20 protein-coding genes are annotated in these 26,149 nt (G+C 55.4%); 9 read left to right on the top strand and 11 right to left on the bottom strand.

Annotated elements, in window-relative coordinates; genetic code table 11:
- Positions 1 to 69 precede the first annotated feature (69 nt).
- From metG to DL88_RS08930, 5 genes are all read right to left on the bottom strand, one after another.
- Entirely contained in the window at positions 70 to 1,635 is a 1,566-nt protein-coding gene (metG, locus tag DL88_RS08950) for a methionine--tRNA ligase (protein ID WP_034995106.1), read from the bottom strand.
- A 104-nt stretch (positions 1,636 to 1,739) separates the two neighbouring features.
- Entirely contained in the window at positions 1,740 to 2,849 is a 1,110-nt protein-coding gene (locus DL88_RS08945; RefSeq protein ID WP_034994894.1) for a DNA polymerase III subunit delta', read from the bottom strand.
- An 18-nt stretch (positions 2,850 to 2,867) separates the two neighbouring features.
- The gene (gene tmk, locus DL88_RS08940) at positions 2,868 to 3,545 is read right to left on the bottom strand and encodes a dTMP kinase (protein WP_034994890.1); all 678 of its coding nucleotides are present in this window, start codon (positions 3,543 to 3,545) and stop codon (positions 2,868 to 2,870) included.
- Positions 3,542 to 4,723, bottom strand: a complete 1,182-nt coding sequence (locus DL88_RS08935; protein ID WP_034994887.1) for a D-alanyl-D-alanine carboxypeptidase family protein — start codon at positions 4,721 to 4,723, stop codon at positions 3,542 to 3,544. Before DL88_RS08935 ends, tmk begins: the two co-directional genes overlap by 4 nt.
- Before the next feature lie 144 nt (positions 4,724 to 4,867).
- A complete protein-coding gene (locus tag DL88_RS08930; protein ID WP_245270731.1) occupies positions 4,868 to 5,914 on the bottom strand; it encodes a septal ring lytic transglycosylase RlpA family protein in 1,047 nt (348 codons plus the stop codon).
- A 536-nt stretch (positions 5,915 to 6,450) separates the two neighbouring features.
- On the opposite strand from DL88_RS08930, the gene DL88_RS08925 reads away from it, so the two are divergent.
- On the top strand, positions 6,451 to 6,789 hold the full coding sequence (locus DL88_RS08925; protein WP_034995092.1) for a (2Fe-2S) ferredoxin domain-containing protein: 339 nt from the start codon (positions 6,451 to 6,453) through the stop codon (positions 6,787 to 6,789).
- 186 nt (positions 6,790 to 6,975) lie between these two features.
- Complete coding sequence (locus DL88_RS08920) at positions 6,976 to 7,338, top strand: hypothetical protein (protein ID WP_034994884.1); 363 nt, start codon at positions 6,976 to 6,978, stop codon at positions 7,336 to 7,338.
- A 337-nt stretch (positions 7,339 to 7,675) separates the two neighbouring features.
- Here DL88_RS08920 and DL88_RS08915 read toward each other — a convergent pair whose 3' ends face one another.
- The 3 genes from DL88_RS08915 to DL88_RS19335 form a co-directional block, all read right to left on the bottom strand.
- The gene (locus DL88_RS08915) at positions 7,676 to 9,466 is read right to left on the bottom strand and encodes a hypothetical protein (RefSeq protein WP_156971014.1); all 1,791 of its coding nucleotides are present in this window, start codon (positions 9,464 to 9,466) and stop codon (positions 7,676 to 7,678) included.
- Between the two features lie 949 nt (positions 9,467 to 10,415).
- Positions 10,416 to 11,306: a peptidoglycan-binding domain-containing protein gene (locus tag DL88_RS08910; protein ID WP_034994879.1), complete on the bottom strand. Its 891-nt coding sequence runs from the start codon at positions 11,304 to 11,306 to the stop codon at positions 10,416 to 10,418.
- Positions 11,299 to 13,128 (bottom strand): PAS domain-containing sensor histidine kinase, encoded by a 1,830-nt coding sequence (locus tag DL88_RS19335; RefSeq protein WP_156971013.1) that lies wholly within the window; start codon positions 13,126 to 13,128, stop codon positions 11,299 to 11,301. The genes DL88_RS08910 and DL88_RS19335 overlap by 8 nt, the downstream gene beginning before the upstream one ends.
- Positions 13,129 to 13,515: 387 nt before the next feature.
- Between DL88_RS19335 and DL88_RS08900 the strand changes: the two genes are divergently transcribed.
- Both DL88_RS08900 and DL88_RS08895 read left to right on the top strand, forming a co-directional pair.
- Complete coding sequence (locus DL88_RS08900; protein ID WP_034994876.1) at positions 13,516 to 13,881, top strand: hypothetical protein; 366 nt, start codon at positions 13,516 to 13,518, stop codon at positions 13,879 to 13,881.
- A gap of 399 nt (positions 13,882 to 14,280) precedes the next feature.
- Complete coding sequence (locus DL88_RS08895; RefSeq protein WP_034994873.1) at positions 14,281 to 14,706, top strand: SufE family protein; 426 nt, start codon at positions 14,281 to 14,283, stop codon at positions 14,704 to 14,706.
- A 404-nt stretch (positions 14,707 to 15,110) separates the two neighbouring features.
- Here DL88_RS08895 and DL88_RS08890 read toward each other — a convergent pair whose 3' ends face one another.
- On the bottom strand, positions 15,111 to 15,527 hold the full coding sequence (locus DL88_RS08890; RefSeq protein ID WP_034994870.1) for a Ros/MucR family transcriptional regulator: 417 nt from the start codon (positions 15,525 to 15,527) through the stop codon (positions 15,111 to 15,113).
- A 492-nt stretch (positions 15,528 to 16,019) separates the two neighbouring features.
- On the opposite strand from DL88_RS08890, the gene msrB reads away from it, so the two are divergent.
- From msrB to DL88_RS08875, 3 genes are all read left to right on the top strand, one after another.
- Positions 16,020 to 16,448, top strand: coding sequence for a peptide-methionine (R)-S-oxide reductase MsrB (msrB, locus tag DL88_RS08885; protein WP_034994867.1), 429 nt, complete (start codon positions 16,020 to 16,022; stop codon positions 16,446 to 16,448).
- Between the two features lie 217 nt (positions 16,449 to 16,665).
- The gene (locus DL88_RS08880; protein WP_034994863.1) at positions 16,666 to 18,792 is read left to right on the top strand and encodes a S9 family peptidase; all 2,127 of its coding nucleotides are present in this window, start codon (positions 16,666 to 16,668) and stop codon (positions 18,790 to 18,792) included.
- A gap of 347 nt (positions 18,793 to 19,139) precedes the next feature.
- Positions 19,140 to 20,735 (top strand): esterase-like activity of phytase family protein, encoded by a 1,596-nt coding sequence (locus DL88_RS08875; protein WP_051955776.1) that lies wholly within the window; start codon positions 19,140 to 19,142, stop codon positions 20,733 to 20,735.
- A gap of 236 nt (positions 20,736 to 20,971) precedes the next feature.
- Here the strand turns inward: DL88_RS08875 and DL88_RS08870 are convergent, their stop codons facing one another.
- The gene (locus tag DL88_RS08870) at positions 20,972 to 22,201 is read right to left on the bottom strand and encodes a hypothetical protein (protein WP_034994856.1); all 1,230 of its coding nucleotides are present in this window, start codon (positions 22,199 to 22,201) and stop codon (positions 20,972 to 20,974) included.
- Between the two features lie 790 nt (positions 22,202 to 22,991).
- Here DL88_RS08870 and DL88_RS08865 point away from each other — a divergent pair.
- Positions 22,992 to 23,591: a superoxide dismutase gene (locus DL88_RS08865; protein WP_034994854.1), complete on the top strand. Its 600-nt coding sequence runs from the start codon at positions 22,992 to 22,994 to the stop codon at positions 23,589 to 23,591.
- A 113-nt stretch (positions 23,592 to 23,704) separates the two neighbouring features.
- Here the strand turns inward: DL88_RS08865 and DL88_RS08860 are convergent, their stop codons facing one another.
- Complete coding sequence (locus DL88_RS08860) at positions 23,705 to 24,595, bottom strand: ChbG/HpnK family deacetylase (protein ID WP_245270729.1); 891 nt, start codon at positions 24,593 to 24,595, stop codon at positions 23,705 to 23,707.
- A 531-nt stretch (positions 24,596 to 25,126) separates the two neighbouring features.
- Here DL88_RS08860 and DL88_RS08855 point away from each other — a divergent pair.
- Positions 25,127 to 26,134 (top strand): glycosyltransferase family 2 protein, encoded by a 1,008-nt coding sequence (locus DL88_RS08855; protein WP_034994849.1) that lies wholly within the window; start codon positions 25,127 to 25,129, stop codon positions 26,132 to 26,134.
- Positions 26,135 to 26,149: the final 15 nt, after the last annotated feature.

Here is a 26,149-nt window from a genome sequence, read left to right as displayed (position 1 = left end):
AGGATTGTGATCAATGAGGTCCGGCGAGATCCCGACCCCTGCCTTCACACGGCAGGGCGCGGTGGCACGTCACGGCGTTTTGGTCGTCTCGGCTTCCGCATCTATATAACGTGGAAAGATCGGTTCCGGAGCCGGCAGCTTCGTGCCGGGAGCAAGGTTTGGACCTTTCTCGACATTCGCGAACATCCGCGCCTCTTCGGCGGTGCCGAGGAGATCCAGCAATTTCGACGCCGAACGCGGAATGAACGGCTGCACCAGAATGGCGATGCGGCGCAGAACCTCCGCCGTGACGTAGAGAATGGTGCCCATGCGGGCGGGATCCGTCTTGCGCTTGATCCACGGCTCCTCGCTGGCGAAATAGCGGTTCGCCTCGCCGACTACACGCCAGATTTCAGCCAATATAAGGTGTAGCGAGAAATCCTGCATGAGCGCGCGGCTCTTGCCGACAAGCGCCGCGGATTGTTCGAGCAGGGCCGTGTCGGCCTCGGTGAAGGGGCCGGGCTGCGGCACCCTGCCCTTGCAATTCTTGGCCAGCATGGACAAGGAGCGTTGCGCTAGATTGCCGAGATCATTGGCGAGATCGGCATTGGTGCGGTTGACGATCGCCTCATGCGAATAATTGCCGTCCTGCCCGAAGGGCACCTCACGCAGGAAGAAATAGCGGAAGGGATCGAGCCCATATTGGCCGATGAGCTGCAACGGGTCGATGACATTGCCGACCGATTTCGACATCTTCTCGCCGCGATTGAACAGAAATCCATGCACGACGATTTGTTTCGGCAGCGGCAGTCCCGCCGAAAGCAGAAACGCCGGCCAGTAGATGGCATGGAAGCGCGTGATATCCTTGCCGATCACGTGAGCATCGGCTGGCCAGAAGGCGGCGCGCGGCGCGGCTTCATCGGGGAAGCCGGTCGCGGTGATGTAATTGGTCAGCGCATCGACCCACACATACATGACGTGTTTCGGATCGCCCGGCACCGGAATGCCCCAATCGAAAGTCGAGCGGCTGATCGAGAGATCAGTCAGGCCGCGCTCGACGAAGGAGACGATTTCGTTGCGGTAATGTTCCGGCACGATGAAATCAGGATGCGCCGCATAATGGGCGAGCAGCCGCTTCTGATAGGCGGACAGACGGAAATAATAGCTTTCCTCCTCGACCCATTCGACCGGCGCGCCTGTCGGCGCGAGCTTCGTCCCGTTCGGTCCCGCCGTCAGTTCGCCTTCATCGAAAAAGGCTTCATCGCGGACAGAATACCAGCCGGGATATTTGGAGAGATAAATATCGCCATTGGCCGCCATGCGCTCCCAGATCGCCGTCGTGGCGGCGTGGTGGCGCGGTTGCGTCGTGCGCACGATGTCGTCGGTCGGCGCGTCGAGCGCCTCGCCCATTGCCGCGAATTGCGCCGCTGTCCGGTCCGCGAGCTGTTGCGGCGTGATGCCGTTGCGGGCCGCCGTTTGCTGCATCTTCTGCCCATGTTCATCCATGCCGGTCACGAACAGGACATCGTAATCATCGAGCCGCTTGAAGCGGGTGATCGCGTCGCAGGCAATCCGTTCGTAGGCGTGCCCGATATGCGGCGCGCCATTGGCATAGGGAATGGCTGTCGTCAGATAGAAGCGTTGTCGGCCAGCCATATCATCAACCTTGAGCATGAATTCTTGTCGGATAGCAGCGTGAATTTGTTGTAGGTGGTTCACCTGTCTCTGACGATCCAGGCTTTGGCCCATCGTAATGTGGTCTAGTTGAAAGGAACATGCTCGGACGCCTCGACGGCTTCAGCGAGATGCGTGAACAGGGTGAGAATGAGTTGCCGCTTGTCGAGATTGAGAGCCTCGGCCTCGCGCAGAGCATCGGTTGCTTTTTCCCATACCTCCGCAAGCGGTGCAAGAGAACCACTCTGCTCATTGCCGTCGTTGCGCGCCTGTGCGTGTAGGCGGGCGTCGAGCCAATCGAGGATAGCCAGATGGAGAATTTCCAGATTGGTGTCGGAATCGGCCGTCACCTGATCGGCGAGCAGATGAACGCCGCGCCAGTCCACACGCGGCAAGGCATTGAGCAGACGGTCAAGAATCGCCTCGACACTGCGTACGGCTGGATCGAGGCGGCGTAACAGCGGATGCAATGAGCCACGCGCCGCTTCGGCGAGGGAAAGCAGATGCGAAGGATCGAGCGCGGCTTCCAGATCCTTCCACGGCGCCCCGAGCGTCGGAATGATGGCGGCAAGATTGGCGGCGGCAAGGGGTTTCAGGAGGACCCGTCGGCAGCGCGAGCGCAAGGTCGGCAGCACATGGCCCGGCCGATGGCTGACGAGAACGAAGAGAGATCGCGGCGGCGGCTCCTCGATCAATTTCAGCAACGCATTGGCACCTGAATTATTGAGGTCCTCCACGCTATCGATGATGGCGATACGATAGCCGCCCGCGCCGGCCGCCTGCTGGAAAAGATGCGTTGTGCGCCGCACGTCATCGACGCGAATTTCGCTGTAGGCTTTCTTGCCGCGTTCATTCCATTCCCGCCGCAAAAGGACGAGATCGGGATGGGCCAGCGCCGCGACCTGATGCGCCACGGGATGATCCGGCGCCAGCGCCAGCGAGCCAGCGCCTTTCACCTCCCCGGATGATGGATCTGGATGCGCCAATAAAAAGCGCGCGAGGCGCCAGGCCAAGGTCGCCTTGCCAATCCCCATGGTGCCGCCCACTAGCAGAGCTTGAGGCAGCCTCCCACTGCGATAGGCTTCGAGCAGGGCGGCCTCGACTTCCTCATGGCCGAGCAAGTCCATCGTCTCGCGCGGGCGGCGTGTCCCTGCGTGACGATCAGCTTCGAAATTTTCGTCGGTCTCGGTCGCCATAGCGGATTATCGCTCGTTTCAGGAAAGGCCGCCGCCGTCGTTGAGCAGCCGCCGTTCAATGGCTGCCCAGAGACGTTGCGTCACCACCTCCTCGGAGCCCTCCGCATTGATCAATATGCAGCGCCTCGGCTCGGTATCGGCAAGCGCCCGAAAGGCTTCCCGCACGCGCCGGTGAAACTGCAATTCTTCTGCCTCGAAACGGTCCGGAGCCTCGCCATCCGCAACCGCGCTGCGCCGCGCCGCCGCACGCTCAAGCCCGATTTTCGGAGGTAGATCAAGAATCATGGTCAGGTCCGGCAAGAAACCATTGAGCACTGCGCGCTCCAGCATGGCGACCTTGCGCTGGTCGAGATTGCCGGCAATGCCTTGGTAGACCCGTGTCGAATCGGAGAACCGGTCGCTGATCACCGTAATACCCTTGGCGAGTGCCGGTCGGATCGTCTTGTCGAGATGATCGATGCGGGCGGCGGAAAAAAGCAAGGCCTCGGCAAAAGGGCCGAGCGATTTGACGACACCTGAGAGAAGAATGTCGCGCAGGATTTCGGCATCGGGCGAGCCGCCCGGCTCACGCGTGGCGATCGCCTTGCGGCCACGCGCCTCGAACAAGCTGACCAGCTTGCGCGCCTGTGTCGATTTTCCGGTCCCCTCACCGCCTTCCAGGGTGATGAAATATCCGGGCCTTTGGCCTGCACTCATTGCTTGGTCACATATTTACGCCAAAGCTCCACGCCGAGTTCGAGCCCTGCATCGAGGGCCTTACGCGCCAGGGGACCTTCCGGCACTGCCTCGGCGGTATAGAGCGGTATGTCGACAGCTTCGAGCGTGCCGCGCTTGACAATCAGATGAGCAACCTTCTGACCTTCCTCGATCGGCGCCCGCAAGGGCCCCAAATAGACGATCTTTCCGGTGAATCTTTCCCCAGTGAGAACAGGCACCAGTAATTTCACATCTTCATGCGCCGCGAGAGCCACATCGCCTTTTGCGCCGCCGAATACTCTCGCCGTGCCGATTGTTTCATTCGCTGTAAAGACAGTTTTGGGGGTAAAGGCCCGAAACCCCCAGAGAAACAGCTTGCGCGCTTCCTCGGACCGCTCCTTGAAGGTCCTCGCTCCATAGAGGGCAAGGATGAGCCGCTGGCCATTCTGCACCGCAGATGCAACGACCGAATAGCCGCTTGCCGCATCTATATAGCCGGTTTTAAGCCCGTCGGCTCCGAAATCCATCGCCAGCAACGGATTGCGATTGGTCTGACGGATCTTGTTCCAGGTGAATTCCTTCTCGCCAAAATATTTATAATAATCCGGATAGGTCGTGATCACATGACGGGCAAGCCGCGCCATATCGCGCGCCGTCACCCGCTGGTCTGGATCGTCTCTGCCCCAGGCGTTGGTGAAGACCAAATGATCAAGCCCGAGTTCGCGCGCCCGGCGCGTCATCTGAGTCGCAAAAGCCCCTTCGGAACCGGCGAGACCTTCGGCCAGCGCGATAGCCGCATCATTACCGGAATCGATGACCAGACCGCGAATCAAATCCTCAACGCGCACGTGGCTGTTCAGGGCAGCGTACATGCTCGAACCACGGGAAGGCGCTCCGCCCTGCCGCCAAGCTGTTTCACTGATGAGAAACTGATCGTCGAGTGTGATGCGGCCTTCCCGCAGATCGTGGAAGACCAGTTCCGCCGTCATGACCTTGGCAGTGGAGGCCGGAATCACTGCCGCATCGGCATTCTTTTCAAACAGCACTCCGCCGGAATCGGCGTCGATCAGGAAGACATTCGGCGCGCTGGTTTCGATCGTTCGCGCCGGTGATACCATTGCGGTGAGTGCGGCAAGGCCGGTCAATATCAAGAGAAAGCGGCGCGAAACGGAAAGCACGAGCGGCCTCCTGATCGTTAGCAATCGCAGGCTGGAGCAGGTTCGGGTGTATTGCGCCCATCACCAAAACCAATTCCTACGGCCCTTGGCAATCGGACCCGGCGAAGCAGGCTGCTGAAAGAAATAATCACGCCCTGACAAAGATCAGCGAAGAGCGGCGTGGCGGCTCGGTGATGCCGAAATCGCCACACCCGCACCGGGAATCGTCGCGAGGTCAAACGGGCGGGAGGGCGGTACCGGCTTCATCTTATCGCCATGCGGCGCGCTTTTCGAGCCCCGTGATACCGGCTCTTCGAGAGAAGCCGCGGCAAGCGCCGCGAGCGCCTGAGCATCGGCCCTTGAAAGAGCGCCGGAAGGAGTCGAAGCCTTTTCCAGAGGCTTGACGCGCGGCGGCGCAATCGTCGGTGTGACGATCGTGGGCTGAACGACCGCAGCGCGCGCAGGTTGCGGATTTTCCGCCACCATGACCGGAGCCTCGCCACCGAGCCCCGCGGGACGCCCATCCTGCCGCAGGGTCGCGAGCAAGATCTTGTCGTCCGAACCGTTGAGGCTCGCCGGGGCGAGATATTCAACCTTGACTTTGGCTGTGCCCGACTTGTGGAAATCGAGCGCCCGAGCGACAGTGTGCGAGACATCCATGATGCGGTCGGAAGCGAAGGGACCGCGGTCATTCACGCGGACGACCATGGAATAATGGTTCCGCAAATTGGTGACGCGGGCATAGCTCGGGATCGGCATCGTCGGGCTGGCGGCTGTCACCGCTTCACGGTCATAGATCTCGCCATTGGCGGTCAAACGGCCATGGAAGGCGTCGCCATACCAGGACGCCAGACCAATTTTGGCATCATGTTTGTCGCTCGGATAATAAGTATGGCCGGCAACCGTATAGGGCTTGCCAACCATCCGGGTACCGCCGCCACGCGGAATCGGCTGCCCATCGGCAATGACGCGCGGGCTGGCCTTCCCGTAAACCGACGAGGGAAAATATTCCTTGGACCTCGCCGCAACACGTGGCTGCGGACTATGGGCACATCCGGCAAGACTCAAAGCGGCACCACCAGCGGCGAGAACGCTTTTGAAGGTCCGCCCGCGCAGGAATGCGCTGAAACCAGCATAAAAGGAAAGGGACTGAAGGGATTTTTGCGACACATTCGCGTCGGAACGGGCGGTTTCGGGCGTAAGAATCATCATCCGTCCGTTTCGCATGGGATCAGTCCTGTCTACGCGCGCCATCCTGCACTCATTTGCTTCAGCCTGAAACGCGGCGCATGCGTTTCGTTCTTTCCCCTGCCTTTGGCAACGGGCAGCGGATCAAACCGGGCTCATGAAACACAAGTTCGTTTAAAACCCGAGCTCAAGCAAGCTTACAATTCATGACTAAATTTGCTTAAATTTAGGCAACGTTGAAGTCCAAATTGTCCAGAGATGGAAATTTGCCACAGGGTTTCGAATTCTTGGTTAATTCGAGGGTTTTTAAACCGTCCAGACTTCATGGACGGGAAATAGGGCGCAAATCTTGCTTATATGACCGTTGCTTTTGCACAATAATATATTCATGAATATATTGATGGACATTCCGATTGAGGGTCATATCGGCTGCGTGCATCAGGATCGTAATCGGTCCAATATCGTCACATCGGATCCGCCAATGATCAGTGACGGTCTCAGCCGAGACGGCCCTTCTTCCAGAAGTCCTCAATGACAACAGGCGCGGATCGACCGAACCTATGGCACTGAAGGATATATTCGGCCGCCCGGCGGAAGCACGACGGTTGATCATCTGCGTTGGCCCATGCTGCAACAAATCCGGTGAAGCAGAAGCCTTTGTCGAGGAATTGCGACAGGCAATGCAATCGGAACAAATCGATGAACAGATGATCGGCACGGCCTCCTGCATGCGCCGTGCCTGTCTCGGTAAATGTACGGGCGAACCTCTCGCCTTCGTTCATCCTGATGAGGTTTATTATCATCATCTTTCTCCCGCTCATCTGCTTCGTATTCTGCGGGAACACCTGCTCGGTCATCGGCCAGTCAGCGAACTGATCCTCCCGGATGACGGCGATTGACTCTCTCTTCGTAAACAATATTGCACGGAGCCTGCCCCCCATCACCGCGAAGCGAGAATCCGTTTCTGATGGCTCCGGCGATCATGCTCCAAACCTCACAATAGAGGCGCTCCCCGCTCCCAAGAACGGTAAAAACAATCAACGCAATGATATGTTGTACCAATTTTCGCGCAGAGATTTCAATCAATGGCTGTGGTCAAAATCCTTCCGACGCCTGGCGAGAAAGCGGGACCTCTCGACGGGCCGTTTTTTCTGGCGTCGCCCGATAATGATGATGAACTCATCACGATCCTCATCCACTTCATTCGTTTCGTGATCCGTGGCGTCTCCTCCTACAACAAGCAAGGCATGGAAGACTCAAGCAATCTGAAATCCTATGCCATTGAAAGCTATGAGGAATTACAAGATGAATTGCCTGATGCCGCCGAGCGGCTCATTGATCTGACGGTCGATTGCTGCGCCATGCCGGATGAGCTCAAGGCGCATCCGATCTGGCGTTTGGACCGGGCAATTTTACGTGTGCTGCCCGGTATCGAGTTTCGTGAATGAATGCGGAAATTTCTCGATAAATCGCTTTGGGTACAGAATACGCGAAACTGGTCATGCTTTCCGATCGGAATGTTTCGTAACCATTCCCATGCACTCTCACCTGAAGTTCTGCTGGCCTGATCTTGCAAAAGAAGGCGCCAGCTCTTGATAGACAGTCTCTCAAGAGCTGGCAATGTCTGTATATCCGAGTATACTCTCGGGAATCTTCAGTTGAATAGAAATGTCCAGAGCATTTTCCGATAAAGTTCTATCGCGTAGTGATTTCATCAATCTGAAAATACTCTAATTTTTCTACCGAAGCGTTCCGGATAATTCCGGAACATGCTAGTTCAATCGCTCAGCTATGAGCCGCCGCAGGCAGCGCATAGACCAGCGTATCCCAGCGTGACAGTGTAATCGAGATCGTGGTGGTGCCGCCAGAAACTGTCACCGACACAGTGCTATTCGTAAACAATTCCGTTGCTGTATAAGATCCGTTTACAAGCCCGTTCAGGACGATCGTGCCTGTTATCGATGTGGCATTTTGCGCCGCGCTCGGGTGCCGCGCGACGATGATCAAACGGCCATCAGCCGCGATGAAGCCAAAGCCGCAGACACCGCCAGTGAATTTCAGCGGCTGCCCCGTCAAGGCATCGAGAGCATCAACGGAAGTCACAACAGGAGCGATCGCTTGAAGCGCCGAAAGTTCACTGGACGGGATAAGATCGGAATGGGTCGCGATCAAAAAGGCACTCGGCGCAGCGGCGTCGCCATTGCGAAGATTGCCTTTGGACAAAGCCGCATCGGATATGAAATAGCCGATGGGCGCTTTGCCGCTGTTCATGATTGTCTGAAAATCATCGGTGTCGAGCAGATATTGGACCTCGTAGGGACCATTTTTAAGCGTCGTATTCTCGAGCGAACGTTCGGCAGTTACGGAATAATAAAGCGCCGGACCGAAAGGTTTGGCTGGACAAATATCCTGAACAAGCGTCTGCAGATTTGTAATCGCGCTGATGTCGCCCGCATCCCAATAATCGCGACTAACAACGCAAATTGCACGGCGGAAGTCCCGATAGTAACCGCAAATATGCGCCCACAGATGGGATACCCAAATCTGCTTAACGATCTTCGTCGCGAATTCGGACACGTCTGAATCGCTCATGGTGGGGTAGTTACCCTTGATCCCCTGCGTCAGCGTGTTGTCCAGGGCCTCGATATTCGAGCCGTTCCGCGTGTAGGGTTCACGTGCCGCTGCGATGATCGGACCGGCCAATGCCCGGATGGGATGCTGGCCAGCCTTGAGGCCCAGCCGATCGGATTGAATGGTCTTGCAATCCCATCCGGCGAAATAATATTTGGAATTCATCGTGCGCACGATCTTGCGGCCATCGACACCATTCAAGCGGCGATTTTGGGCCCAGGACCCACATTGATCGATAACCAAGGCAGACAGGCCCGTATTACGTCCGATTTCCGCAGCAAGGGCGTTGAAGAAATAGCTGTACATGGTGCAATGGAAGTCAACCCAGTTGCTCCCTGCGTGCTGCAGGATCCAGGTAGCTTGATCGGCGATGGTGCTACCCGAAATCGTGTAGCCATAGAGAGTGGCAAAGCGGGCGATGATGCGTGGGTTAAAATCAGCCCAGTCTGCCGTGTAGGGATTACCGTCCGTGAAATCGGATAGCGCGACTCCTGTCGCTCCAGACAATGCTGCAGCCTTGCCGTACCAATAGGCAAAGACGTCGCCATAGTAGACGGTTGTGTCATTCGTACGCGTCAAAACCAGATCACTTGGAACGTCGGCCGCATCCAACGGCATCGCCATTGAAATATGGAAGGCGGAATAACCGTCTGTCCGTCCGCTTTGCGGGTAAGTACCGCCATCATACATTTTCATGCAATATTTGTCGGCGTTGGCAATGATCCATTTCGCCCAGGCAACATAGGCTGGATCCGTATCCATTGTCGATGCGACAGGGGTTCCAGCCGCCCGATCGCTCGCTATATTGGGATAGTTTGACTCATCCGAGATAACGGCCCCCGCCGGGAGAGAAGCGATGACACTATCCTCCCACCGCTGAGCGCCGCAATAGGGTATCAATCCTTTCGATAAAGCATCACTCGATGCCTGTTGTGCCGCAGCCATCCAAGAGCTGTTCTTGAAACCGGAGATCGAACTGCTCTCGAAGAACAGCGTACCAGGTGTCAGACCTTGAGTTGATCCCCACCCTACAATAGCGAAATTACTATAAAATGGCGGTTTAGTGTAGCTTGTAGCTCCAATGTTGCCAGTTGCATCAGTAGCGACGGTTACTGTAGACATGGTTGTCTCCAATAAAAAAGCCACCAGAAGGTGGCCTGTGCTGATCCAATGTAAAAATAGATTATCGGGCCGGGAGTGTGATCATCATCACGCTCCTGGACCGTTGTCATTTACGAGAAATTTTAGGAATACGTCTCGGAAAGATCCGAAACCGCCTTCGCTTGAAGCATTCAAGAAACGAATATTGATGGAAACGATTCCATCCCTGATACAAGGTGACCGCGCATTCTCACCTTCGCTCCAAACCATCGGACGCGTTATCTGTGTCAATTGCTTACGATGGAGATGACGGAGCATTGCCCGGAATATTGCCTCCGAACAGAATCAGGACCTATGTTTGAAGAATGCCTTCGTGGTCAGCGCGTCGAGAACAGATGCCATAGTTTGCATCTGCTCCTCTTAGAGAAATATGAGCGGGAAGCGAAAAATCGCTCACAAAACCTCCCGCCCAAGACAAATAGTAAGGAAAGAAATCGTTACGGCAATCGGCGCCGGAATCTTAACATTCGGGAATGTACCAAATGCCTCTCTCGGTTCTGTCCGGTCGCAAACGCAATATGCACCCGATCAGCCGAGACACGATGAAGGACAATGCGCCATCCTGGCCTGCAATTCCCCCGCTTTCGATTCGATTAAGCCAGACAGGAGGCAGACATGCCTTCCCTCCTGTATTGGTATTCCATCCAAATCCAGGCTGATTTTCTCAACAGAATAGGCATGAAGGAATGGTGTTCTCAGGAAATCGGCTACTGCCGAATTCCTGAAATGAATATCACTGCACCTTTACTCCCGTCTCCGCTTCCAGAGCGTGCAGAAGTTGGGGACTGACGACGCCATGGACTGGAAGTTTGCGATCGCGCTCGAACTGGGCGATCGCATGATGTGTATTTGTGTCGGCTATGCCATCCGGCTTGAGGACAAAACCAAGCTTCACCAGCGCTTTCTGGGCAGCATAAACAGCCTTGCTGGGCTTGGCGGCCTTCCCTACTTCCTGCTTGGTTGCGGTCTGCTTGTCGTTAGCGTGTTTGCTGGCGTCATGTTTCGTGGTGGGAGTCCCGTCATTATGAATGCTTTTGACGGATTCCGATTTCGCCACTGTCTGGATATGCGCGTTTTGGTGCACCGCATGGGTGTCAGCCTTCGGCGCAACCGGCGTGTCGGCTTTTCTGATTTCATGCGGTTTGCCGAGCAGGAATTGTGCAATCTCGTCTTTGGATTTGCGCGGTTCCGCTACGACCGGTGTCGGCGCCGGCGCCGCAACGGAATTCGTCTCTCCAGTCGCAAGTTTTTCAAGGATAGCCCGTTCCGCCGGCGGGGGCACTGGCACCTGCTGCTGCGGCGCCACGCTGGCAGGAGGCGGTGGAACGGTTACGGAATGGGTTTCCGGTGCCGTCCGCTTCGAAGCCGTGGTATTGTGGCTAAATAGCGGTGCCGGATGACGGCTCTTCTGCAGAACAAGAGCGTTGATGAGGATACCGCCGATTGCAGCAACGGAAAGTGTGCCGGCAATAATACCGGCATAGCGTTTCACACGGCTGCCTGCTGGCGCTTTTTTGGTCCGGCTCGCGGATTTTCGCGCGCCAGTATTTTTATTGGCGGATTTCTTTTTTTTTGGTTCGGCCATCACGAAATCATAGTCGGTGGCTGCGAGGGCTTCACGCAATTTTTCTCACCTTTGCATCCTTGAGCATCGATATCTCTGCCGCTGCATGACGCCGTCCGGAGGTGTCGAGACATTGATCCTTCCGTCCTGCCCTGCCGTCTGTATCCTCTATCGCGGTGATGATTGCGTCATCAGGACAACCCTCGCGCGGCAGATACACATTCATGCTGGTCCCTTTCGCGAGCTCACTTTCAATCACGAGTTTCCCTCCGTGCAGATCCACAAGTCCCTGCACGATCGAAAGCCCGAGACCGGTACCTTCAGCCTGGCGCCGAGGATTATCGCCGGCCTGAAAGAAAGGTTCGCCAAGCCGGGAAATATCACTTGCCTCTATACCGATCCCGGTATCACGGACATTGATCCACAGAAATTGCTCGTCCACCATCATGGCGACTGAGACGCTGCCGGAAGGTGGCGTGAATTTGACGGCATTGGAAAGCAAATTGAGGAGAATCTGTTTGCAGGCCTGTCTGTCAGCCAGAATTTCCGTCTGCGTATCGTCGAGGATCTGCTCGAAATGAATTTGCTTTGCTTCGGCGCTCGGGCGAAGCATGTCGCAGCAGGCTTCGATCAAGGGAGCAATCAGCAGCGGTTGTGGTTCCAGAATGAATGTGCCGGAATGGATTTTCGACATGTCGAGAATGGAATTCACGACATGCAGAAGATGCTCGCCCGACTCGTGGATGATCGTCGCATATTCACGCTGCTTCAAGGGATCGCTGGGGCAGAGATTCGGATGGCTGAGCATCTCGGCAAAGCCGATGATGGCGTTCAACGGCGTCCGCAGCTCATGGCTCATATTGGCGAGGAAACGATCCTTCGCCTGATGCGCCGCCAGCGCCTCGGCGCTCTCCCGCACCAATCGCTCTTCCTGTTGTTTCAGCTCCGTTATGTCGTGATAAATGGCGAGAATTGAGGTCGCCCCGCTCATACGCGATTCTGCATCGAAAGCTGATGGCGGCATCTGGCTCATCGAAACATCAAACCATCGAAAAAATGGTTCCTGAACCGGGGGAGTTTCACCGACACCACGTAATCTGACCATGGCGCGGCATGGTTCAGCGGATTCATCGACGTTGGCGAGTGCCTGAAGGAACAGTGGCCGGTCAAGCACATGAACATGATCGAAAAAGCCACGGCCTTGCAATTGAGTGGCATCGATACCGAGCAGACGTTCTCCAATCCGGTTCAAGGCCCGAGCGCATCCCATACGATCATGAACAACCGCTAGATCGACCAGATTGTCGAGAATTTCGGCCATATTGGGTGTGGCACGACAGAGATGACGCCGCTCATCGCGCTTGCGCAAGAGGGCGCCGTGCAGCATCAGGATTGAAGCATAAAGAAGACTTCCGCCAAGCCAGAGAATGTCTGCGTCGCCAATTCCGCTTACCCTTGCATAAACAGGCAGAGGAACCAGAACCATCGCTGTGAGCACACTGAAGAGCGACAGACCGCAAATGCCGATCACGATCGGATTGAGCGTCAAAAAAGCCTCGATCGCGGCAATGAAAAGCGCAGCGCCCACCGGCCCGATACCAGCGCCCGCCAACGCCAACGCAATCGATGTGAGACAGAGACCCAGTGTGACGATGGTCTGCGCGCCAATGAGCACTTCCGTCAAGGCGACGAACACAAGTGCACTCAAAGGCAGCAGCAGAGCGGCTAGAACCAGCGCTTCCGCCCAATCGAAGACAGCATGCGACGGCAGGACGAAAGGCGTCGCGCCGATGACGGCGAGACATTGCAGACCTTGCCGCAACATGAAGGATCGCTCCCGGCATACGAGCCAGGGCGACAGAAAACCGCCCAAAAATCGCATGAAAAGGATCTCAGGATTGCGCAGGACAATCAACGCATCATACTCCGTTCCGGCATCTCTTCGGGAAGGGATCAGGGCCGGCCTCACGAGTCGTCGCAGATTGATCTTAAAGGTGCGCTAAATTGAATCCTTTGATGAAAGAACTCGTTTCCTGAACCACAGCAAAACGATGCTAAGGTTAAAAGTTCGTGCTGAAAAATGGGTCTTCGTGAATCTATAATCGAGACTTGGCCTTGTGACTGCGGAACAGCTTCCCACTGGACCTCACTGATCCCAAGAGGTTGGAAGTCATGAGATTCGGAATATGCCTCATCGGCAACAGCTGACAGGATCAACGACGATCAGATTGCGCAACGATTCCGAAAGAGGCTCATGCGAAGATAACGCATGATGTTTCTGATCCGCGTCCTTTTCTGGCTCACAATCGTCTTCTCGGCGATCTTCCCATCGCCCAAGACGCTTATTTCGGGCTCCGTGGTGAACCCCGGGCGGCAGACGAGTGGAACCGCTCCTTCCGAACACGTCACAAAGGGTGCCGCTGAAACGGTTCAACCCCATTCCCCTTCTCAACAGAGCAATCGCGACGAGTTGGCAGGCGACAAAAGACTTCTGGACAAGGCCGTGCGCGCACTTGTCACCGAATCGCCCGATGCCCTGATTGAATTTTGCCGGAATCATCGAGAGACCTGCACCTCGACCGGGGCAAGCCTCTCTCATCTGCTCGAAATAGGGGCACAGGCAGAGCGGCATTGATGCCGCACGGCGGACCTTCCTATGCGCTTATTGTGGCAGCGAGATTGCATGATTATTATAATCATGTGCAAGACCATGCACATTGGCTGAAGCATTCATGAGGCAAAGCGCATGGCGCCGCGATTCAAATGACTTCAGAAATGCTCCATAGTTTATGGAGCCATTCGGAAATACCCGATCTATCGCAGGATCGGATCAATGTTCTTTCTTCTCAAAGGAGAAGGAAAACAATAAGAAGCCAGAGAAGAACGAGTACAATTGCTCATTTCCAGTCCTCTCGCGCGTCGAGACCTGGGTTATATAGATTGCCAAGGATTATCTTGGTTTCTTTCCCTGCGGCAACTCTCGCCAGATCCCTTAAGGATGAGCGTGAGAACAACTTCGGGCCTGTGGATCATTATGAACCTCGACGAGATCATTGAAAACTTTAACTACCTCGACGAGTGGGACGACCGCTATCGTTACCTCATCGAACTCGGTCGCACGCTGGAACCCCTGGACGAGGCTGCCCACAACGACCAGAACAAGGTTCTGGGCTGCGCAAGTCAGGTCTGGCTTGAAACCAAGATCGGTACTGACGAAACGGGCGCCCCCGTGCTCAACCTCAAGGGCGATAGCGATGCCCATATTGTGCGCGGTCTTGTCGCTCTCATTCTCGCGCTTTATTCCGGCCAGCCCGCCGCGAAAATTCCAAGCATCGACGCTCAGGAACTCTTCCAGAACCTCGGCCTTTCCGCACATCTGACGCCTCAGCGGACGAATGGCGTCCGCTCAATGGTCGAGCGGATCAAGAATGATGCGCGCGCTGCTGCAGCAGTTGCCTGATTGATCCGATTTCCCATTGTGGAAGCATAAAGCTTCCACAATGGCGGACAGCCAATTCATCGATAAACAATTTTAAGCGCATCGGATCCTGATCGAAACGAGTTGCTTCGACGAGGATCCGATGCGCTTTTCATTCGCATGAACATGACGCGATCGGGCACGCTGTTCCCGGAACAGGGCACGGCAAAGAAGAACATCCTCAAGGAAGAACCAAAGTGCGGCCAGCGAGGAAAATGATCTTCTCTGAATTAGACTTGCTCAGCCTTGGCTATTCTCCGCCCACTCTCGAAAACGCAGATTGAGATTATTATAACCTCCCGTGAAGCCATCCCATTGCCACGGAAAGTTTTGCATCGCCGTCAAATAGGAAAGACAAGGCTATATCCGTGCCTATTGCACGGTACTCACCGCTTGCGGCGACGCTGTTGTCCAAGACCCATTTGTTTCGCGAGGTTGGACCGGGCTTTGGCATAATTTGGAGCAACCATCGGATAATCCGCAGGAAGACCCCATTTCTCGCGATATTCATCGGGGGACATATTATATTGTGTGCGTAAATGGCGCTTCAATGATTTGAACTTCCGCCCATCTTCCAGACAGACGATGAATTCATTCGTCACCGATTTCTTTGTGGGAACAGCGGGTTTGGGAACTTCTACCGGTGGAACCACAGTTCCGGCGGTTACGCGCAGCAACGCGGAATGTACTTCGTTGATCAAAGCAGGCAAATCGCTGGCTGGCACAGAATTGTTGCTTACATAGGCCGAAACAATATCGGCGGCCAATTCGATATAACTATTGGAAGTTGATGTCTCGCTCATGGCGGTAAATATCCGGAGTAATTGAGTCAGACGGAATACAGCGCGCCTGAAGAGAAGCGTCAAATTAGATGCTTACAAGCTGCCAAAGACAAGGTCATACAGACGCGTTCCGAATCGACTTTCGACAACTTTCATCTTTTCTAAAACCAGAACTTCCTATCCGCAAGCAGCACTAAGATAGATTGAACTGAATTAAGAGGAAAATTTCCGTGAAAGCGAAGATTTCATCCATCTTATGATCCAGTAAGCCAAAAGATGGAAAGCTTTGGTATTAATGCTGCACTATCCCTTCTACCACTCATATATATAGATACCGAGTTGAAAAAAGACCTCAATCATGAAACTCCTAATAATTTCACAGATAACTTCCTGCAATGAGATCACGAAGGTGAATTGCAGACACGTTATGTTGTTTTCAAGCTAAACCATAATATCCACTTGCGATTTATAAAATTACGCCCATGACAATAAAGGCCGGGGCCGGAGGCTCGAATGACAGAAAAACCATCTGAAACCACCGAGGGCAAGATCAACAAATCCGATGCAGAATGGCGCACCCAATTGAGCCAGGCCCAATATGAAGTCACGCGGCGGCATGGGACAGAACCGGCATTCACGGGTCCCCATTGGGATCAGAAGAAGCCCGGGCTTTATTCTTGCGTCTGCTGCGGGGCAGCCTTGTTTCAGTCGGAAACCAAATATGATTCCGGCACAGGCTGGCCAAGTTTCTATGCACCGGTCTCGGAAACAGCCATCGAGGAACATGTGGATCGTTCCCATTTCATGAGCCGGACTGAAATCCGCTGTGCGAAATGCGACGCGCATCTCGGCCATGTCTTCCCGGACGGGCCACAACCCACGGGCTTGCGCTATTGCACCAATGGTCTCTCGCTCAAATTCGACCAGAAAAAAGAAGGATAGGATCAGCACGGCCCTGAACGGAGGTATTTCATTCACCTGACGGTAGCCCGAGCCGGGAGAGGCCATTCCTTCCTCGGCTCCAGTGGCGTTTCCGTTCATCGGTGAATGTCGTCGGCGCGATTTCCCACCCCTTTTGCTCCCATGCGTCGAGCTTTGCCTGCAATCGCAATCAAGGCCTCTGAAGCTCCATCTTCCGCTGGACATAGATTGTCAAAAGATGACCCAAACCATAGCCGCTCCGCCCGTCCCCCCGCTCGCCGACAAACGCCCGGAATCGAAAACCATCCATGGCGTCACGCTCGTCGATGATTACGCCTGGCTGAAAGCCGCGAACTGGCAGGAGGTGTTGCGCGACCCTTCCGCCCTGCCCGCCGATATTCGCCGGGTGATCGATGAGGAAAATCAATATGCCCAGACCGTCCTTGCTCCCACAAAGGAATTGCGCGAACGGCTCATCAAGGAGATGCGCGGACGCATCAAGGAAGATGACGCCGAAGTTCCCGTCAAGGATGGCGATTTTCTTTATTACGCTCGCCATGTGACCGGAGGCCAGCATCCGCTCTTTTGCCGCACGGACCTGTCCGGCAAGGATGAGACCGTCCTTCTCGACGGCGAAAAGGAAGGCCACGACAAAACCTTCTTCGATCTCGGAATGGTCCGGCATTCTCCTGATCATCGTCTCGTGGCCTGGAGCGTCGATGAAAAAGGGTCGGAACTTTATTCGATCAAGGTCCGCGATCCGGCAACAGGCCTCGACCGCTCCGATCTCGTGCTGAATACCGATGGCACAATTGTCTGGCTCAGCGATTCCAGCGGTTTTTATTATGTCCGTGTCGATGCGAACCACCGTACGGCGCAGGTCTTTCGGCATCTTCTGGGCCATGACAGCGCGAGTGATGAACTGGTCTTCGAAGAACTCGACCCTGCCTGGTTCGTGCATATCCACCGCAGCCAATCGGCTGCCTTCGCGATCATCAGCGTCTCCGACCATGATTCCACGGAATGCCATCTTCTCGACCTCGCCGATCCGCAGGCCAAACCGCAATTGATCGAAAAGCGCAGCCCTGGCTTGCGTTATGACGTCGAGGATCACGGAGACCAGGTTCTGATCCGCACCAATGCGGATGGCGCAGAGGACTTCAAAATCGTCACCGCTCCTCTCGCCTCGCCAGCGAAAGCATCCTGGACGGATTTCATTCCGCATTCCGCCGGGCGGATGATCATCGCCTTCGTTCTGTTCCGCGATTATCTCATCTGGCTCGAACGCGAAAACGGACTGCCGAACCTCAAAATTCACAACTTCGTGAGTAACGCTACAACAACAATAAATTTCCCGGAAGAAGCCTATCATCTCAGCCTCGCCGATCATTATGAATATGATACGGCGATTCTGCGTTTCATCTATTCCTCGATGACGACGCCGAGAGAGGTCTATGATTACGATCTCGCCACGCATCAGCGCGTGCTGCGTAAACGGCAGATCCTGCCGAGCGGGCATGAGCCCGCTGATTACGTAACCCGCAGGTTGTTTGCTCCTGCGGCGGATGGAGAGATCATCCCGGTTTCGATCCTCTACCACAAGGAGACAAAGCTGGATGGTTCCGCACCCGTCCTGCTGTATGGCTATGGCGCCTATGGCCACCCGACATCGGCCTCCTTCTCGGCGAGCAGACTGAGTCTTGTCGACCGCGGCTTTATTTTCGCAATTGCCCATATAAGAGGCGGCACGGACAAGGGCTGGCATTGGTATACGGATGGGAAACTCGCCAGGAAGCCAAACACCTTTTTGGATTTCGTGGCGGCGGGACGCCATCTCGTTTCGGAGGGGCTGACGCGTGAAGGGCGTATTGTCGCCCAGGGCGGCAGTGCCGGCGGCATGTTGATGGGCGCCGTCGTCAACCTGGCTCCGGAGCTTTTCGCCGGTATCATCGCCGACGTCCCCTTCGTCGATGTCATGAACACCATGCTTGATGCGGATCTGCCATTGACCCCGCCGGAATGGCTGGAATGGGGAAATCCCATTCTCGATCCCGAGGCGTTTGCGACCATCCTCAGCTATTCGCCTTATGACAATGTCGCAGCCAAACGCTATCCACCCATCCTTGCTCTCGGAGGATTGACCGATCCGCGCGTGACTTATTGGGAGCCCGCCAAATGGGTCGCGCGTCTTCGTGCGACAATGACCGGCGGCGGTCCCATTCTGCTCATGACCAATATGGGGGCTGGCCATGGCGGTGCGTCCGGCCGCTTCGACCGTCTCGGTGAAGTCGCGATCCAATATGCATTTGCCCTGGCCTGTATCGCGCCAGGCTTTGCATCGCCAGCGCAAAATCCGTCAGCATGATGGAATGCGCTGATCGGATTTTCACATCGGGCAAAGCCCAATAATTCCATAAGGCAAACCCCATTCGTGAGCTTCAACGCAAAGCCGCCACACGATCTGTGTGGCGGCTAGTTCGTTTTGGGAAACGTTCTTCTCAAAACGCGCTCAGTTCGCCTCGGAATGTTTGTAATATTACTGATATTGAATCGAACTAGCCTCAGCCAATTCATCTCAAGCGGACGGATTATTCATTCGGCATGACATGCCGGTGTCCGATCGCATTTCCAGTTCAACACGAAGGTATTGCTGCGAGTTGCGCATTCGCAAGCGGCCGTCGTCGCTGAATACTTGTTTGAAAGGATCAAACATTGGCTGGGCTGGCTGCTCAAACTCGTTTCTGGCGCCTACGCGCTTATTCCGCGACCGGTATCGCCTCGGTCCTGACTGTCTTCGCGAGCCTCGCGACGGCATCGGCCCAATCCATCACCTTCGAAGGCCAGACCTTCGTCAACAAGGGTCTCGTCGGCGTCACCCGTATTCCTTCGAATGCGGTCGATCAATTCGGCGATACGCTTGGAGGCATGGGTTCGGGCATGGCTATGGATCCCCTCGCCTGGCACAAAAAGGGGGACGGAAGTTTTGCCGGCACGGTCTATATGTTGCCGGACCGTGGATGGAACACGCAGGGCACGGTCGATTTCCAGGGGCGCCTTCATAAGTTCGAATTCACGTTGCAGCCTTTCACTGGCACGTCAACGACAGCACAAAACCAGCTCGTTCTCGACTACAAGGGTTCCATCAAATTTTCGAAGCCGTTTGGAACGAAGACAACCGGCCTGGATCCGACAGGGATCTTTCCGGCAAGCACCACCTTCCCCGAACTGCCGAAGGCGAACAATTCGATTCCCGTCGATAATGAAGCTGTCGTGTATCCGGGCGATGGTACGGTCTGGATCAGCGACGAATATGGTCCATATGTTTATCACTATACGCTTGATGGACATCTTCTCGAAGCGATCCGGCCGCCGGAGGCCTTTATCCCCAAACGGAAAGATGCTTCTGGCGCGGCGGTCGATAATTTTTCCGCGAACAGCCCGCCGGTCGGTGTGACCTATGATCCATCTCCGGGCAATCCGGTCTCCGGTCGTCAAAACAACCAGGGCTTCGAGGGTCTCGCCATGAGCCCCGACCGGTCGAAGCTTTATGTTCTGCTGCAAAGCGCCCTGATTCAGGATCTCGATCCCAACAATATCAAGACGACGAGGCGCAACACCCGCTTGCTTGTTTATGATCTTGAGCATCGCGTGCCTTTCCTGAGCGGCAAGCCGAAGCTGACTGCTGAATATGTCGTACAGCTTCCGCTCTTCCAGGATCCGACGACAACCAAGACGAAACTGTTGACCGCCGCACAGAGCGAGTTCTTCGCGCTCAACGATCATCAATTTCTCGTTCTTGCCCGTGACAGCAGCGCGGGATTCACGAATACGAATCCGACTTCGGTCTATCGCCATATCGACCTGATCGATATTTCCGCGGCGACCAATCTCGCGAACAGCAATTATGATAATCCCGGCGTCTCAGCCGCACCCCTCGGCGTGTTGAACAGCGCGATTACGCCTGTCACCTATCAAAGCTTCATCGACATCAATGACAATACACAATTGAACCGCTTCGGACTCCACAACGGTCTACCGAATGATTCAAACAATCTTTACGAGAAATGGGAAAGCATCGGTATCGTGTCCGCCTTGGACCCCAAAACACCGAATGATTATTTCCTTTTTGTGGGCAGTGATAACGACTTCATCACCCAGGATGGCCATATGGTCGGCAAGCCCTATGCCGATGCCTCGGGAGCCAATGTCGATACGCTGGTTCTCGTCTATCGCGTGACATTGCCGACCTACGTGCCGCAAAAGCCGACAGCCATTTCGAAACTGATTGATCTCCTGCCGCGCCAATAACGGAATTGATGAGCGGAAGGCTAGAGCATGTTCGGATGTTTCCGAACTGCTCCTCGAGGAAAATTAGAGCATTTTCCGATGGCGTGGCATCGCTTCGCGATTTCCATAGCCTCGAAAATGCTCTGGTTTTTTGAGTGGAGCGTTTCTGGATATATCCAACTTTCAAACAAGTCGGCCGATGATTATCTGCAGACTGTCATCGACCGATTACGGCAAGAACCTGCGCTGTTGCTGGCTCAGGTCGCCTCCGATTCCATGTGGGCCTTCAGTTCCGCCATTGATTTGAAGCGGGCAACACCCTGTTCCGAATGCGCTTCGATCGAGCCATCACTGAACATGATATAGGTGGTTCCGTCGGCCTCGTAGCGGCCGATCATCGTCTTTTCGGGTTCGGGTGGCGGTGGCGCAGGTTCTGGTTCAGCCGGTATTTCCACAATCGGTTCCGGTTCCGCCACGGGCTCGGGAGAGACCTCCAATGAAGGAATTTCCCTTTCTCTTGCCTCCGATTCGAACAGCAACGGCTCCGGTGGCGGCGAGAAGGCGATATCCTCATGGGGCTCGGCTATTTCCGGCTCCAATTCGTGCCACGCAGGCGCAAACGGCTCGGTAGGAACCGGGGTTTCTATGGCTTGGTTCTCAACAATTTCGCGATCGACGGCTTGGCCATGATCCTCATGCGCCAGCATTTCAGCATTCATTTCCGCAAAAATAGCCGCCTCGATATTTCGGGTGATTTCCAGATCGTCCATTCCCAGATCGTCCGGGATGATGTTGTATCGGTCCGTCAGGCGACTGTCCTGGACCACTTCATGTTGAGGAATGCCGACTTCATTGATCGGCGCGGCAAGTGCTGCGGCGGCTCGTGACACGTCATCGACCTCGCTCAGGAGATCTTCCTCCGCCATCGGTTCCGGCGCCATGGCCGGGGCCGGCCCAAGATCAAGTTTGACGAGCCAATCATCCTGCCGAGGCGCAATCACACTACGCGCCAGTTCTTCCTGCAAAGCGGCTTCGATGTCAGGCGTAAGATCAGGATAGGAAGGTTCTGTGGCGAGGATTTCATCCTGGTGAAGCGGCGCCTCAAATTCCTCGCGCATGAGAGGTGCCCGGACATGAACCGGCTCCGACATGGTTTCGTAAAGCGCGGCTCCGGCCATTGCAGGTGCGACGGCGGCAGCGGAACGCGAAAGATCGAGCCCTGCCCGGAACGGCAGTTCGTCAGGCACGGGAATCCCGTAGGAGGGTGTCTCCATCCAGGCTGCGGATTCAAACGTCTGCTTGATCTGACCGAGAAGCCGGAGAATGAGCCCGAGCACGACAATGATCAGACCACCCGCAAGCGCCACGACACCGGCAATGACTGCGGTCCAGCCACGTTCGATTTCAATAATGCCATAGCCATGGTAGGCCGTAAGCATTCCGGTCACAGCCAATAAAAAGCCCACGGCGAGGACGGCATAGCTCATAGTTCCAATCCAATTCTGCCCTCTTCTCCTTGCAGTCCTCATGTTACGAGCGACCACAGAGATAAGTTGCATCCTATCGGCCGGGCCGTGACCCAAACCGTCCGCGCCAGATGGCGCTTGACCATTCAATGGAATCGACCAACCGGCAGCGTAAAGTCAGAAGAATAAATGAAATCTTTCCGATGAAGGAAATACATTTGCATCAATGGAATGACCAATCGCCGGATCTTTAATTCCTCAAGAGCCGGAATCATGACTCAATCCATCAAGCCATGAATCAAATATAAACAATTTTTATTATTTTGCTTAATTCATTTCAAAGCATCAGCCAATTCCGATGTGTCCTTCGTCTATAGCAGGACGCATTACCCCATTACGTCCAGTCACTTTGATCACACATGCTGTAACCCTAGGGGAATTGATATCCCAACCGGAGAGGCATGATGCACCGGGACCCAGCAACCTTCGTTAATCGAGGGGTTTCCCGGATTCTGATTGGGCAGGATCGATACGAAGTCACACGGGCTCCACGTCAGGATGAAATAATGAGAAGAATGTCTTGTGCAAGTCTGCAGAAAGTCGATTGCTTCGCATCCGCACAAGAGAACACATACGCTTGAAAAGGCGGCCATTTCATCGGGTCGGCGACGGAACCGACTGCGCGCCAGCCTCATTCCTGCCGAGCGAATGGTTGCCGTGCTGGACGGAGCCGTTTAGTTATAGGTGAGCGGCAGAGTGATGCGCCAATTCTGCCTTCTGCTGCACGCTATTCGAAATTCAGGAGCACTCCATGTCCTTCACGCTTCCTCCCCTGCCCTACGCCTATGATGCGCTGCAACCTTTCATGTCGAAGGAAACGCTGGAATTTCATCACGACAAACACCATCAGGCCTATGTGACGAACGGCAACAACCTGCTCAAGGACAGCGGTCTCGAGGGCAAGTCTCTCGAAGACATCGTGAAGGAATCTTACGGCAAGAATCCCGGCCTTTTCAATAATGCCGGCCAGCACTACAACCATCTGCACTTCTGGCAGTGGATGAAGCCGAATGGCGGCGGCGCGATTCCCGGCCGTCTCGAAAAGGCGATCATCGACAGCTTCGGCTCGATCGACAAGGCCAAGGAAGAATTCATCCAGGCCGGTGTCACGCAATTCGGTTCCGGCTGGTCCTGGCTCGCCGTCAAGGACGGCAAGATCATCGTTGCGAAGACTCCGAACGGTGAGAATCCGCTCGTCCATGGCGCGACGCCGATCCTCGGCTGCGACGTGTGGGAGCATTCCTACTACATCGACTATCGCAATCGCCGCCCCGACTACATCAAGGCCTTCGTCGACAGCCTGGTCAACTGGGAATATGTCGATGAACTTTACTCGAAGGCAGTCGGCTGATCCGTCTTCATCGCCGCGAGCCCTGAAGCGATGCACCTGACCTCGCAGAGATGTTTAATTTCTCGGACGAAGGTGCGGCCGTTTCAAGGATGAGGTTGAAGAAGCTCAGGCTCCTATTCCACCAAGGGTGCGAGGCGCGTCATACGTGCCTTGCGCAACGCGAGCAGATGCGCAAAATCCTCCGAGAGCAGGAAGGCGAGTTCCTTCTCCCGCGTGAGCGTTACTGGATCGAGACGCGTCAGTTCCTCATCGCAATAGCCCGGGTGGCACATGACGAGATGACGCTTTCCCGGCGCGCTTAAAAAATGCGTGAAGGCATGCGCATAATCCGCTTCCGGATCGAAAGCGGAAAAGCCGGCAAAGCCGTCATTACACAGAAAGCCATGTCTTCCGGCCAATCGCGCGAATCCCTGCGCCATGGCCGTCACCATCAAGGCCTTGGACCGCTCTCCATCGCGGGCGAAAATGCGCGGCAGAAGATCGCCGCTGTTGCGGAGCCAGGGCTTTGGAGCCGTGCCCTTGGGAGCAGATCCCTCGCCTCCCTTCTTCTCAAGACATTGGATAAGCCACAGTCGGATTCCGGGCAGCACCTGAACATGCTGATGCCCGTCGACATAATCCGGAATCCGGCCGAAAGCTTCGGTGAAGGCGTCGATCTGTCGTGCGATTTCGGAGCGGATTTCCGCCTCCGGCAAGGCTTTGCCATAAGCCGATCGGATCAGCCGCCCGATCGGTGGAAATTCTTCGCCGGGCGCAAAGCCTGGCATGGGGCCGAGTGGCTTGCCGAGCGTGAGATTGAGATGCAAACCGACTTCGATCCGAGGATGAAACGGCATAAGATCACGGGCGGCAAGACGCCAGCCCGCCATATTGGTCATGACGCTCGTCGCATTCAGGCGTTCGGCAGCAAGGGCTTCCAGAATGCCGCGATTCACCGCGGGTGACAGGGCATAATCATCGGCGCAGAGGGTAAAAGAAAAGCCATCGCCACTTGGTGCCATCATTATTTTCCTCTTGACCCGCCAGCTGCCACCAGATCATGAAAGCGCTTGAACGAGGCCACTTTTCGAAGAAATTTGGTGCGTTTTCAAGAAGAGTGACCATCGCTCGGCGCAATCCCGACAAGAGGTTGCCCCTGACCCTTTCGGGCACGCAAGCGGGTGTTCATGGATAATTCACTGCGACGGTTTTCTATGGGGAAGGAAGCAGCTCACAGGTACGGGTCTGCTCGCGCGGCGGCCATCGCGGACCGCAGCGGGATTGGATGCCTGGGACTGACCTGCGATTGGACTGCCTGCCGCTAAGATCTCCTGAACCAATCCACCCAAAAGGCTGGGATCGTGCAGGGCAAGACCATCATCTACCTGCAATGAGAGCATTTTTCGAAAAAGTTGACTCGCTTAGCGATTCCATTGCTTTGAAAATGCTCAGATTATTTTGAGTGGAGCGTTTCTCGAGAGATCTGAAATGCTCCAGGTTAAATCGCCTCTCAAAGCCTTTCACCGCACGGACCGGGCCGGCGGCCGGAGCCATCGATGGTTGGATCGACAGAACATTCAGAAACGAAACCAGGTCTCATCGAATTGAGCGTGATCGTGCCGGTCTTCAACGAGGCCGAGAATCTGCGCCCGCTCCTGTCACGGCTCGTTCCGATCCTCGAAACCTGCTCCAAAAGTCACGAGATCGTTTTCGTCGACGACGGTTCGCACGATGAGACGCTCGATGTTTTGCACGAGATGCGCGACGTCGAGCCGATAATCGCCATCGTGTCCTTGAGCCGAAATTTCGGCAAGGAGATTGCCATTGCCGCTGGCCTCGATCATGCGCGCGGCGACGCCTGCGTGATCATCGATGCGGATTTGCAGCATCCTCCGGAACTGATCGGAACTTTCGTCGAATATTGGCGGCAGGGCTACAAGAACGTCTATGGGCAAAGAATCGACCGCACGGTCGATAGTCCCATGCGGCGTCTTCTCACCCGTCGATTCTACAAATTATTTGCCCGTTTCGGCGAGACCCAGCTGCCTGAAGGCGCGGGGGATTTCCGGTTGCTCGACGCACAGGCGGTGCGGGCGCTGCGCCAGATGCGAGAACATGCGCGTTTTTCCAAAGGGCTTTATGCCTGGATCGGCTTCAAATCGATCGGTGTTCCGTTCCACGTCGAGGAACGCGCTTTCGGTGTGTCAAAATTCAGCTACCGCAAACTGACCCGTTTTGCGCTCGATGGACTGATGTCCTTCAGCACTTTGCCCCTTCAGGTCTGGATTTATCTTGGCACGCTCATTTCGCTGATGGCCCTTGGAACTGCGGTCTATTTCGTCGCTGAAACCCTCATTATGGGCGTCAGAGTCCCCGGCTATGCCTCATTGATCGTCTCGATCACCTTCTTCGCCGGCGTCCAATTGCTGTCGCTCGGCATTCTCGGCGAATATATCGGTCGAATTTTCACCGAGGTCAAAAAGCGTCCACTCTATCTCGTACAGGAAGTCTCAGGCTTTCGCAGCCCAGCCGCCGATAGCGTGCCCAAAAAGGAATCGCCCTGATCAGTCCCGGCTTTC

It is taken from the genome of Beijerinckia mobilis, from assembly GCF_000745425.1.
Taxonomy (GTDB): Bacteria; Pseudomonadota; Alphaproteobacteria; order Rhizobiales; family Beijerinckiaceae; genus Beijerinckia; species Beijerinckia mobilis.
The sequence above is the reverse complement of the archived record's forward strand: the minus strand, read 5'-3'. Positions and strand labels throughout refer to the sequence as shown.